The organism is Clostridium tetani (genome assembly GCF_900167265.1).
GTDB lineage: Bacteria > Bacillota > Clostridia > Clostridiales > Clostridiaceae > Clostridium_G > Clostridium_G tetani.
Map to the genome: position 1 here is coordinate 437,156 of NZ_FUWT01000002.1, position 11,874 is coordinate 449,029.

Genomic DNA, 11,874 nt, shown 5'->3' on the forward strand with positions numbered 1-11,874 from the left:
ATATTTAATCGTCTAAGGGAAAGAGGAGAGTTGATAATATGTTAAAGAAAGATTTATTAGAGTTAATTAAAGATATAGATGACAATGAAAGCATTGACGAAATATTAAAAGGCACAGATTTTGCAAAGTCTATGCTAAGTATAGATAATTTTAAAAATTTAGTTGCAACTAATAAAGATTTTAAAGGATTTTTGGATAGTGAAAAAGATAAACACTATGGTAAAGCTTTAGAAACATGGAAACAAAACAATTTAGAAAAAATAATAAATGAAGAAATTAGAAAAAGAAATCCTGCTAGGGATGAAAAAGATATAGCTTTAGAAGAATTACAAAGAAAAATTGAAGCTATGGAGGAAGAAAAACAATATGAAAAATTAAAAAATATAGCCTTAAAACAAGCTACTGAAAAAAAGTTGCCAACAGAAATAGTAGATTATTTTATAGGTAAAGATGAAGAAGTTACACTTAATAATTTAAATAAATTTGAAGATGTTTTTAATAAGCAATTAGAAACAGTAGTACAAGAGAGATTAAAAGGTTCTTCTTATACACCACCTAAAAATAATGGCAATAATATAGACACATATGATAATTTACTTAAAAATGCTGATAATATGACACCAGAACAAATAGCAGAACAATTTTCAAAACTAGATAAATAATTCTAGTTTATTTTTTATGTCTTTTTGGAATTTGCAGACGTTAAAGAACAAATTAAGAATAAGAAAAATATAAAGAGAGGTAATGAATTATGGCAATAGAAAACTTTAAGAAAACATTATGGGAAGGGGCTTTACTACACAATTTTCACAATGTAAGTATAGCTGATGTGATAACAACTAAACCAACAAATAAAGATGGTAACAAAATAATATTTAATAGGGTAGGAGCAGGTTCTGTAAAAGATTATACAGGTTCTATTAGCTGGGACGAAATATCTACAACTCCTATAGAAATGACATTTACACAAAAGAAATATTTTGCTTTTGCATTAGAAGATGTAGACAAGGTGCAATTAGTAGCTGATATAATGAAATCTACAACAGAGGAACATTCTTCTGTATTAGCTGAAACAGTAGATAATTATATCTTAGACAAAGCTGTTAAGGGTGTTAAAACAGGTAATAAAATAGGTTCTTCTACTACTAAAAAGAATGTAAATAAAACAAATATATATGATTATATAGTTGATTTAGGTACAATTTTATCTAAGAATAAAGCACCAAAAACAGACAGATTTGTAGTAGTTAATTCTGAAATTTTAGGACTATTATCTAAAGATGATAGATTTACTAGAAATCCAGAAGTTTTGGCTAATGGTGTGGTTGCTAATGCTAAAATAAATGGTATGACGGTTGTGGAAACAGAAGAATTACCAGTTAACACCGTATTAGCATTGCACAAGTCATCTTTAGGATATGATAAACAAATTTCTGAAATAGAAGCTATGAGATTACAAAATGCTTTCTCTGATGGTATTAGAGGATTAGCTGTATATGATGGTGTGGTTCTTAGAGAAGATGCTATGGCAGTTTTATATTACACCTTAGATGCACCAAGTGCTTAATAATTGAGGGGTAACTCAACCCCTCTTATTTTAATAATGAGGGGGAATGATAAATGTTAAAAGATATAAAAATATTATTAAATATAAATGATAATTCTAAAGATTCTATTTTAAATATTTACATAAGAAAAGCTACAACTCTAATACAAAACTATCTTAACAATTACAACTTTAAAAGTGATTATATTCAAGCTAATTTTAAGGATGCAATAATAGATATAGTTGTTAGTGCTTATAACTTTAAAGATAATAAAAATATTAAATCTAAAACTCAAGGGGCTAGAAGTATAACATATGCAGATAATACTGCTTTTACAATAACTGATAGCGTTGCTAATTTACTTCCCATGCCATACGTAAAAATGTATTAAGGGAGGGATTAGGAGTGTTTTATAAGCATACTATGTCCCTTTGGAATAAGGGAAAGAAGTATTTAGATAAGATTAAGCAAGTACACTATAAAGAAACAGAATTAGTAACTAACTTTAAATGCGACATACAACCCCTAACACAGGAAAAAGCACTAGGGATATATGGTATAACACAGGCATGTAGTCATGTTATATATATGGACTTAGTGCCTTTTTTGATAGTTAATGAACAGGTACTCAAGAGAAATGGCAATACTTATGAGATAGTTAAGGTTGTAGAATGGGAAGAGGAAGAAGACCCAGACTTTAATTATAAGGAAGTGGTTATAAATGAAATACATTAATAATATTAAGCAAGTCAAACAAGCTATTAATAAAGCCATGGAAGGTAGTTTAAATGAATTAGGTATAACTGCTACTACAAACACCCAAGCGGTTACACCAGTTAATACAGGTAAATTAAGACGGAGTATAACCCATAAAGTAGATAGTCAGGATTTAAAGGTATATATAGGTACTAATGTTCCTTATGCTATAAGTGTACACGAAGGAACTAGTAGACAGAAGTCTAACCCCTTTATGAGCCTTGGAATTAAGCAAACTCAATCCTCGGTAGTGAACATCATAAAGAAAAACTTTAGTAATGTGAGCAAATAAATATGGTAGAGTTAATGACTTATGTTAGCAAGTTGCTAAGTTTTTGTTGTGATAACGTATATTTTGAAGACTTAGAGCGGGACACAGAGGGAGTTATTAATATTGATGATATAAACTTATCCTATGAGTTAGAAAGTGGTTCTATGGACGCACATGGATTTCAAGAGCATATATCGTTAGTTATTAATGTGTGGGGGAGAAATGACCAAATTATACCTATGGAGGATATGGTTAAGTTAATAGATAAACAATTATTAAAAAGACAATGGAATTGTGATGGAAGGTTATATGTAATAGATAGAGATGTGGTATATAGGAACAATATTAAAGACCCAGATAGACGAATAAGACGCATAAAGCTAAATTATATAGTACAAATAATATAACAAAGGGAGTGTTAATTTATGGCAATGAGCGGATTAAGCAAGGATACAAATAAAAGATTGATATTTGACGCAGGTGCGTTCTTTATTAATTATGATATAGAAAATGACACTTTAGATACGGCTATGAAGAAATGTATAGGAGCAACTAGTGGAGGAGGAAACTTCGAAGCAGTACCAGAATTTAGAGACATAGAGATAGATGGTGTTAAAGGTAAGACTAAGGGTTCTACTGTATTAGACGGTTGGGACGTATCCATGACGGCTAACGTAGTAGAGTTTAAGCCAGATACATTTAGATATGCTTTTGGTGCAACAGATAGTGAAGAAATAAAGATTGAGGACTTTGATTATACTAAGATTAGAGGTAAGAATAGAATAACTCACTGTGATTATTTAGATAATATAACATTCATGGGTAATATAACAGGTTCTAGTAGACCTATAATTATCCAAGTGTTTAATGTATTAAATGAAGAAGGTTTATCTATAGATGTAGTTGATAAGGATAACGCAGTAGCAGAATTAAAGTTTCATGGTTCGTACGACCCTGATAATATGGATAATCCACCATTCGCTATATACTATCCTAAATTAGATATAAACGATACTTGTGAATTACCAAAACCGCCACCAGAAGAAAAATAAGACCGATTCTAGTAAAAAAATATAATTATAAAGGGAGTGTTTATTAATGGATATTAAAGGGAAACATTTATTTGCATTAGCAAGAATAGGAAAGAATATAGATATGGAAGAATTAATAAAAGTAGGTAAAGACAAAACTATGGATGCACAGGCTAAAGGAATAGTAATAATAAAAGCAGTTATGGAATTAATGGGAGAGTATGAAAAGGAACTTACAGAACTCATAGCTGACATTAAGGGAGTTAAGGCTAAAGAAATAGCTGAACAACCTATAGAAGATCTAGTAAAGGATATAGAAGAAATAATAAATAATGAACAGATACAGGGTTTTATGAAAACTACCAAATAAATGAGACTTTTATTATGGACAACTTGTTAAAGAGGTATGGAGGTAATCTATCTTATGTAGAGAATTTACCCAGTACCTCTTTTATTAATTTGGTAGAAGAATGTATAAATGGAGAGGTTAGGGACAATCTATTTAAGCAATATTTAGCTATATTACCTATGTATATGGGTAGTAAAGAAAAACCACCTACGTTTAATGATTACTATAAGAAATTAGTACCCAATGAATTTAGTTTTACTGCAGGTTCAAAATCAACTATCCATAATAAGGATAGAGGCAAAAAAGGTTTTAATATAGCTAAAATGATACTAAATAACACTAACCCTAGAAGTGAGGTGGCGAGCGATTAAACTATTTGAATTATTTTGTTCTATTGGACTAGACGATAAAGTCACAAAGCCATTGGAGGATGTAGGTAAAAAAGGCGAAGAAGTAGCTAAGGGGTTAGGTAATAAATTTGGAACTTTAGGTAAAGTTGTTGCAGGTGCATTTACTGTTAAGGCAATGGTAAATTTTGAAAAGAAGATTATAGGCGTATATAGTACCTATGATGATCAAATGCGTAAGATACAAGCGGTTACGGGAGCAACAGGTGAAGAATATGCTAAGTTACAATCAAAAGCAGAAGCATTGGGGTCATCCACTCGTTTTAGTGCTACAGAAGCAGGAGAAGGAATGGAAGCCTTGGCTAGAGCAGGTTGGAAAACAGATGAAGTATTAGCAGGTATAGGGGAAACTCTAACCTTTGCTACGGCTAATAGTATAGATTTAGGTAATGCTTCAAGTATAGTTGCTAATGGACTATCTATGTTTGGTATGAAAGCAGAGGAAGCAGGTAGATTTACGGATGTATTATCTGCTACTGCATCAGCTAGTAACACAGATATAGGATTATTAGGGGAAACTCTAAAATATTCTGGTGCATTAGCGGGTGGATTAGGATATAAGATAGAAGATTTATCAGTAGCTATGGGACTAATGGCTAATAAGAGTATTGTAGGGTCTCAAGCTGGTACCACATTAAAAAATGCAATATTAAGACTTAATAATCCAGTTGGTCAAGGTGCTAAGGATATAAAGAAATTAGGTATATCTATGACAGATGCATCTGGTAAAGTTAAGCCATTTAATGAATTATTGGTACATTTAAGAGATAAGTTCAGTACATTAGGTGACGCTCAAAAGGCACAATATATATCTACTATATTTGGTACAGAGGCAGTAGCAGGTATGACCGCAGTTCTTAATGCAAGTCAAGAGAAATTTGATGACTTAACTGAATCTATTAATAATTCTAATGGTATAACACAGAAAATGGCAGATACTATGGATGGCGGTCTAGGTGGAGCATTGGCAAGTGTTAGTTCAGCATGGGAAGGTTTGCTGATTAAGCTGGGTAAGATGCAAGACGGGCTATTAGTTGATACCTTTAATGGACTTGCAAAAGTATTACAAGGAATACCTAATGAAATAGAATATATAAGTAATAAAATACAAGAATTAACACAGTTTTATAGAGATCATAAGGCTATAATAGATACATTGGCTATAGGTCTAGGAACAATGGCTACAGGCTTCTTATTAGTCAGTAGTAAGGCTAAGATAGCAGAGAAGGGCGTCATGGCGTTCATGAAGGGTACTAAACTATTAAAAGGTATTCCTAGTATAATGAGCGGTGTAGGTAAAGCATTTACTTTCTTATTATCACCAGCAGGTATGGTTACAGTAGCTATTGCAGGTATAGCTATGGGTGCATTTCTAATCTATAAGAATTGGGATAGGATTTCCGCATGGTTTGCTAATGAATGGGAATATATAAGTAACTTATTTACTAATGGGTATAATAGCTTTATTCAATGGTGTACTAATATAGGTACTGCGATTTCTGAATGGTTCAGCAACTTAATGGAAAGTATAGCTAACTTCTTAGCTCCAATAGGTGAATTTATCATGAATATCTTTAAAGGATTCCTATTAGGTATGAGATTTTTAATAGAATCAGCCATGACCATATTAATAGCTATAATACAAGTACCACTTAATATCATCAAAGGAATTATTTCCGCCATATGGAATGGTATTAGTAGCGGTATAAGTGGAGCTTTTAATTGGATTAAAGGTATATTCTCTAGTATATTTGGTTGGATAACTAATATCATAAGTGAACAAGTTGATCGCCAAGATTCTTCTTGGAACAAGATTAAGAATATTATAGTAACTGTATGGAACTTTATTAGTGGATTTATAACTACTATAGTTACAGGAATTAAGAATGTTATTACTACAGTATGGGAGAGTATTAAGCTTGTAACCACTACTGTATTTAATGCTATAAAGGGAGTAGTAACAACCGTATGGAACGCCATAAAAGGGGTTATTACAGGCGTAGTCAATGGAGTTAAAGCTATTATAACAACTACATGGAATGTTATTAAGAATGTGACTAGTACCGTATTTAACGCTATTAAAGGCGTTGTAACTAATATATGGAATGGAATTAAGACCGTTATCAGTAATGTGGTTAATGGAGTTAAAGAGAAGGTATTAGGCGTATGGAATGGAATAAAAGAAACTACAGGTAATATATTTACTTCTCTAGCAACTAAAGTAGGAACTATATGGAATAACATTAAAGAAAAGATAACTAAGCCAATGACAGTAGCAAAAGACGCAGTTAAGACCGCTTTAGATAAGATATTTGGTTTCTTCAAGAATCTTAAATTACCAGAGATTAAAATACCAAGACCTAAGCTACCAGTATTTACTTTAGAAGGTAAGTTTAGTTTAAAGGAAATGACAGTGCCTAAGCTTGGCGTTAAATGGATGCATGAGGGAGGTATATTCACTAAGCCAACAGTATTCCCTAATGGTATAGGTGTTGGAGATAGGAACAATGGTCGAGGCAGTGCTATGGAAGCGGTATTACCTATTGAAAAGCTTAAAGGTATGATTAGAGAAGAAATGGAAAACATGAAGCAGGATGTCATTATTAATGTAGATGGTAGAGTAATAGCCCAAGCTACAGTTCCATTCTTAGGTACAGAAATGGAATATAGAAGAAGGAGGTAGTATATGCATAATTTTGTATTTATTCAATCAGATGGCGTAGGATATAATAGTAAAGACTTTAATATAGTTATCAATAAGAAACCTTCTTTAATTAAACCTAAAAAAGATATTGAACACGTGGAGGTAGTGGGTAGAAACGGAAGTCTAACCATAGATAGGAAGGGTTATTTTGACATTCCCCTTCCCTATACTTGTACCATTCTGCCCTCTGATACGTGTTGTGATTGCAATAATACCAACAGTATAATAGACAATAGTGAGCTTATAAATGAGTGGCTAGAAGGTTCTGGAACGTTAATCATGTCCCATTTGCCACAATATGAATATAAAGTTAAAGATGTTCAATTTGAGGGTATAGACATTGATGGAAGTACAGGACATTTTGAAGTTGTGTTTATATGTGAGCCTTTTAGATATTTACCATTAGAAACTATTAATTTAACCAAAGGAACTCATGAAATTATCAATCCCTCTAGGCTAGAATCACAACCTATATTAACAGTATATGGCACAGGAACAGTGTCTGTAGTAATCAATAATAAAGCAATTAAAGTAGATAATGTATCTGAATATGTAACAATAGATAGTGTTATGTTTGAGTGTTATGAAGAAAATAAAAATCTTAATAACTACATGACAGGTGATTATCCTGTGTTTAAGAGAGGTAAAAACATTATAAAACTAGAATCTAATGGAACAGTAGAAGTACAATGGAAATATAAATAGGAGGTGTATACATGCTTAAAGTTTATGATAAGTTAGCAACAGAGTTTAGTTCAAATGGATTAGCCATATTAAATAACACTATAAGATGTGATGTAGAAGAAGAATTAAATGGATATTATGGACTAGAACTAATACACCCCTATAATAGTAAAAGTAAACACTTAAAAAAAGATAATATACTAAAAGTATCTACACCCCAAGGGCTTCAATTATTTAGAATAGATAGAGTAGTAAAAACTTTATCTAATATAGAAGTATATGCTAAGCATATATTTTATGATTTAAAAGATAATTTTTTAGAAGATTGTAGACCTAAAAACATGGGAGCAGATGAAGCTATAAAATATATATTCAGTAATATGCAGTATCCTACAAAGTTTAAGGCTAGTTCAAATTTAAACACAGAATCTACTGCATATTATATTAGAAAAAATCCAATTGAAATACTATTAGGTGATTCAGAAACCTCATTTAACAGTAGGTGGGGAGGAGAATTATATAGAGATAACTATATTGTAAAAATGTTAGAGAAAATAGGACAAGACACAGGGGTTCATATACAATATGGTAAGAATTTAACTGGTTTAGAGGCTCATGTTGACGAGGAAGAAGTTGCTACTAGAGTTATGCCAACAGGATTAACCGAAAGTGATAGTTCACTGTTATTACCAGAGAAATATATTGATAGCCCGTTAATCAATGAATATCCACATCCAAAGATAAAACATATTCATATGGGAGAGTATAAAGTCAATTCAGATAGGACACAAGGAGCAGTGTTGACTAAAGATGAGGTTTACCAATTATTAAGAGATAAAGTAGACCACATGTTCAAAATGGGGTTAGATAAACCTATTATTAATTACACTGTAGATTTTATAGAGTTAAGCAAAACAGAAGAATATAAGCACTACAAACAATTGGAAGAGCTTCATATAGGGGATAAACTTAAAGTTACGCATAAGGAATTAGGGATTGACACAGAACAAAGAGTTGTTAAGTATATATGGGATGCTTTAAATGAAGAATATATAGAATTAGAATTAGGTATGATACAGAAATCTATAGAAATGACCTTAACTAAAGTAACTAAAAAAGCCGATACATTAGAAGAGGAACTACAGTATACTAGAGAAGATACCTACAATAATTTTGTTGATACTAATAATACTATAAAAGAAACTGCTAAAGATATACGATATGAAATGAAGGTTGGGGATGAATATTTAAATAGTTACATCACACAAACCGCTAGAGAAATTCGAACCGAAGTAAACGACGTTGACAATAAATTACATTCAGAGATAGTACAGACCGCTGATAAGATAATGACATATGTTGTTGACGAGAATGAAAATATGAACTCAAGAATCACCCAAACCGCAAAAGAGATAAGGCTAGAAGTAAATGATGTTGACAATAAGCTTCAATCTGAAATAGTTCAAACCGCAGATGAAATAAAACTTATGGTATCAGATACAGAAAAAGAGCTTAATAGCAAGATAGAAATAACAGCTGATAAGATAGAAAGTAAAGTGCAAGATAACTATAGAGATTTAAGTTCTTGGATTTCCCAAGAGGCGGATAAAATAGAAATGGTAGTTGATGGTAGAGGAGATATCAGAGCTGCAAAAATAGCATTAGCCATAAGCGAAGATTATTCGGCTATAAGTATGATTGCCGATAGAATAGAGATTAAGCCACATAGTGGAATTATAGAATTTCCTTATGGACAAGATATAGATTGCCGTGGTGGAGACATAAGAATAAGAAATTCCTCTAATAACTATCTAAAAATTAGTGGGGATTTTGACTTTTATAATAGAGGAAGTATATTAGCTTCTATAACACCAAGTGGTATCTATTTTAAAGGAAGGAGGGTGAAATTAGAAGGTGAAGCCTAAGTCTTTTAATTTAGTTTACTTAGATACTAAAGAAAAAATAATTAATACTTTAAATGAAGTAGGATTGCCAGTTGTAGCAATGCAAAGCATGATAAATGAGATAAAGCAAATAATTGATATAAATGCTAAAGAAATAATACATAAAGAAAGAGGTGAAATGAATGGAGAAGAAGTTTGATTTACTTATAGATACGAAAAGAACTGGTTTTAATACTGTAAGGGGTTTAAAGGAAGGGGATAATAATTCTGTTTTAAATATTACATTGGTGCAGAATAGTATTCCCTTTGACTTAACTGGTTTAACTGTAAGGATAAACTATAAAAGACCAGATAACAAATTATTTCTCCAAATGGTTGATGTAATTAATCCAACAGAGGGAGAAATAAAAGTAAATATACTTACTAAAGTATTAGAAACAGTTGGAGAAGTAAAAGCAGATTTAAGTATTTTTGATAAGGATAATAGAAAAATAACTTCTGTAACTTTTAATATGTTTGTAGATGCTAGTATTTACAGAAATGATTATATAGAACCAGAAGATTTAGATTTAATACAATCTGTATATACAGAAGAAGAAAAGAGAATAAGGCAAGAAAAAGCAAGAGAAAAGAATGAAGATATAAGAAAAGAAAATGAGATAGCTAGAGAAATAGAAGAGAATAAGAGAGTTAAAACTGAAAAAATAAGACAAGAGAATGAAAACAAAAGAGTGGAATCTGAAAATATAAGGGCTGATACTGAAAGTATTAGAAAATCTAATGAAACCAATAGAGATGAAGCTGAAAAAATCAGACAGGTTAATGAGAAAACTAGACTTGAAAATGAAAAAGCAAGAGAAAAGAATGAAACTAAAAGAATAGAATCTGAAAATAAAAGAGAGACACAAGAAGTCGCTAGGCAACAAGGATATACTAATATGAAAAATACTATAGATAGTTTTGATATATGTGAGGAATATAACCCTAAAAAAGAATATAAAAAGTACAATAGAGTAACATTCAATGGTAGTTCGTATGAATCTTTAAAAGATTCTAAAGGAATAGACCCCACTAATACAGAACATTGGATATGTATTGCCAAAAAAGGTAAAGATGGTGATGGAACAGGGGATATGCTTAAAGAAGTTTACGACAAAAATAATAATGGTATAGTGGATAGAGCAGAAGTTGCAGACAGTGTAGAATGGTCAGGAATAAAGAACAAGCCTCTTACAGATAAGGAATTAGAAAATACTAAAGGAACTATATCTGCTAAAAGCGATACAGGCGAGGTCACAACACCTCACGATAGGCAGGTAAATTGTTCATACAGATGTAAAAGCGCTGGTTCTCACACTGTCATTTCTAGTAGTATAGCATCATCGGCAAATCGTAATCGAAGTTTTATCGTGAACAGTTCAAGCTGCTCGACGGATTTTGAGGCAAGTGCAATAATATCAAGCAGTAAATGTATAACAAATGGCAAAAGTATAATAGTTGCAAGTGAGTGCGTAAAGGATGATGGACTGCAAACAATCGTTGGAGGGTATGGATATGGCGAACCTTCTACCAAAAATAAAAAGTGGGAGATATCTTCTTACTCTGGTACAATAAAGGCGACAGGTGCAATTACTGGAAACAGCACTTTCGCAGACTTTGCTGAGTATTTTGAAAGTACTAATGGTAAGGCGATCCCTACTGGAATTATAGTAACATTAGATGGGGATAAAATAAGACCTTGTAGGCAAGGAGAAGAAATGTTAGGAGTGATTTCCGAAACTGCTGGAGTGTTACTTAATGCATGTGGCTTTCACTGGCAAGATAGATATTTAAAAAATGAATTTGGTGGATTGGTGTACGAGAAGAAATATGACGAAGAAACTAAACAATATATAAAAGTGTTCAAAGAAAATTTAGAGCATGACATGAAAGAAGAATATATAGCTAGAGAAGATAGAGAAGAGTGGAATGTGGTAGGGCTTACGGGACAAGTTTATGTAAGAATAGATGAAACAGTTGTAACAGGGGATTTTATAAAATCTGATAATTTAGGTAGAGCTACTAAAGATGATAATCCTACCTATACAAGATGGAGGGTTATGGAAGTTACAACAGAATACAGTGATAGTAAGGGTTATGGGGTAGCATTGGTGTTTATAAAATAGTAACACAATAGAAAAATAATGCGAAGTAGCCAAGACTTTTAAGAAGTCTTTTTTTT

At 31.7% G+C, this 11,874-nt stretch carries 14 protein-coding genes; all 14 read left to right on the forward strand.

Annotated elements, in window-relative coordinates; genetic code table 11:
- Window positions 1-38: 38 nt before the first annotated feature.
- Window positions 39-662, forward strand: a complete 624-nt coding sequence (locus tag B5D21_RS02165) for a DUF4355 domain-containing protein (protein WP_011099762.1) — start codon at window positions 39-41, stop codon at window positions 660-662.
- An 89-nt stretch (window positions 663-751) separates the two neighbouring features.
- Window positions 752-1,567, forward strand: a complete 816-nt coding sequence (locus B5D21_RS02170; RefSeq protein WP_011099761.1) for a phage capsid protein — start codon at window positions 752-754, stop codon at window positions 1,565-1,567.
- A gap of 53 nt (window positions 1,568-1,620) precedes the next feature.
- The gene (locus B5D21_RS02175) at window positions 1,621-1,938 is read left to right on the forward strand and encodes a phage head-tail connector protein (RefSeq protein WP_011099760.1); all 318 of its coding nucleotides are present in this window, start codon (window positions 1,621-1,623) and stop codon (window positions 1,936-1,938) included.
- A gap of 14 nt (window positions 1,939-1,952) precedes the next feature.
- Window positions 1,953-2,282 (forward strand): hypothetical protein, encoded by a 330-nt coding sequence (locus B5D21_RS02180; RefSeq protein ID WP_011099759.1) that lies wholly within the window; start codon window positions 1,953-1,955, stop codon window positions 2,280-2,282.
- Window positions 2,269-2,595, forward strand: coding sequence for an HK97-gp10 family putative phage morphogenesis protein (locus tag B5D21_RS02185; RefSeq protein WP_035125141.1), 327 nt, complete (start codon window positions 2,269-2,271; stop codon window positions 2,593-2,595). Before B5D21_RS02180 ends, B5D21_RS02185 begins: the two co-directional genes overlap by 14 nt.
- A 2-nt stretch (window positions 2,596-2,597) precedes the next feature.
- Window positions 2,598-2,981: a hypothetical protein gene (locus B5D21_RS02190; RefSeq protein WP_035125143.1), complete on the forward strand. Its 384-nt coding sequence runs from the start codon at window positions 2,598-2,600 to the stop codon at window positions 2,979-2,981.
- Between the two features lie 18 nt (window positions 2,982-2,999).
- Entirely contained in the window at window positions 3,000-3,626 is a 627-nt protein-coding gene (locus B5D21_RS02195; RefSeq protein ID WP_011099758.1) for a hypothetical protein, read from the forward strand.
- Between the two features lie 46 nt (window positions 3,627-3,672).
- A complete protein-coding gene (locus B5D21_RS02200; RefSeq protein ID WP_035125146.1) occupies window positions 3,673-3,975 on the forward strand; it encodes a hypothetical protein in 303 nt (100 codons plus the stop codon).
- A gap of 14 nt (window positions 3,976-3,989) precedes the next feature.
- Window positions 3,990-4,325, forward strand: coding sequence for a hypothetical protein (locus B5D21_RS02205; protein ID WP_011099756.1), 336 nt, complete (start codon window positions 3,990-3,992; stop codon window positions 4,323-4,325).
- Complete coding sequence (locus B5D21_RS02210) at window positions 4,306-7,044, forward strand: phage tail tape measure protein (RefSeq protein ID WP_011099754.1); 2,739 nt, start codon at window positions 4,306-4,308, stop codon at window positions 7,042-7,044. The genes B5D21_RS02205 and B5D21_RS02210 overlap by 20 nt, the downstream gene beginning before the upstream one ends.
- Window positions 7,045-7,047: 3 nt before the next feature.
- Window positions 7,048-7,770 (forward strand): hypothetical protein, encoded by a 723-nt coding sequence (locus B5D21_RS02215; protein ID WP_011099753.1) that lies wholly within the window; start codon window positions 7,048-7,050, stop codon window positions 7,768-7,770.
- 11 nt (window positions 7,771-7,781) lie between these two features.
- Entirely contained in the window at window positions 7,782-9,674 is a 1,893-nt protein-coding gene (locus B5D21_RS02220) for a phage tail spike protein (RefSeq protein WP_011099752.1), read from the forward strand.
- Window positions 9,664-9,852 (forward strand): hypothetical protein, encoded by a 189-nt coding sequence (locus B5D21_RS02225; RefSeq protein ID WP_035125149.1) that lies wholly within the window; start codon window positions 9,664-9,666, stop codon window positions 9,850-9,852. Before B5D21_RS02220 ends, B5D21_RS02225 begins: the two co-directional genes overlap by 11 nt.
- Window positions 9,836-11,818, forward strand: coding sequence for a peptidase G2 autoproteolytic cleavage domain-containing protein (locus B5D21_RS14010; RefSeq protein WP_159444393.1), 1,983 nt, complete (start codon window positions 9,836-9,838; stop codon window positions 11,816-11,818). Before B5D21_RS02225 ends, B5D21_RS14010 begins: the two co-directional genes overlap by 17 nt.
- Window positions 11,819-11,874: the final 56 nt, after the last annotated feature.

What these genes read in the sequence shown, in the direction of transcription:
- B5D21_RS02220 (WP_011099752.1), top strand. Translation starts at nt 7,782, where the DNA reads ATGCTTAAAGTTTATGATAAGTTAGCAACAGAGTTTAGTTCAAATGGA.
- B5D21_RS02200 (WP_035125146.1), top strand. Translation starts at nt 3,673, where the DNA reads ATGGATATTAAAGGGAAACATTTATTTGCATTAGCAAGAATAGGAAAG.
- B5D21_RS02190 (WP_035125143.1), top strand. Translation starts at nt 2,598, where the DNA reads ATGGTAGAGTTAATGACTTATGTTAGCAAGTTGCTAAGTTTTTGTTGT.
- B5D21_RS02215 (WP_011099753.1), top strand. Translation starts at nt 7,048, where the DNA reads ATGCATAATTTTGTATTTATTCAATCAGATGGCGTAGGATATAATAGT.
- B5D21_RS02195 (WP_011099758.1), top strand. Translation starts at nt 3,000, where the DNA reads ATGGCAATGAGCGGATTAAGCAAGGATACAAATAAAAGATTGATATTT.
- B5D21_RS02205 (WP_011099756.1), top strand. Translation starts at nt 3,990, where the DNA reads ATGGACAACTTGTTAAAGAGGTATGGAGGTAATCTATCTTATGTAGAG.
- B5D21_RS14010 (WP_159444393.1), top strand. Translation starts at nt 9,836, where the DNA reads ATGGAGAAGAAGTTTGATTTACTTATAGATACGAAAAGAACTGGTTTT.
- B5D21_RS02175 (WP_011099760.1), top strand. Translation starts at nt 1,621, where the DNA reads ATGTTAAAAGATATAAAAATATTATTAAATATAAATGATAATTCTAAA.
- B5D21_RS02170 (WP_011099761.1), top strand. Translation starts at nt 752, where the DNA reads ATGGCAATAGAAAACTTTAAGAAAACATTATGGGAAGGGGCTTTACTA.
- B5D21_RS02165 (WP_011099762.1), top strand. Translation starts at nt 39, where the DNA reads ATGTTAAAGAAAGATTTATTAGAGTTAATTAAAGATATAGATGACAAT.
- B5D21_RS02185 (WP_035125141.1), top strand. Translation starts at nt 2,269, where the DNA reads ATGAAATACATTAATAATATTAAGCAAGTCAAACAAGCTATTAATAAA.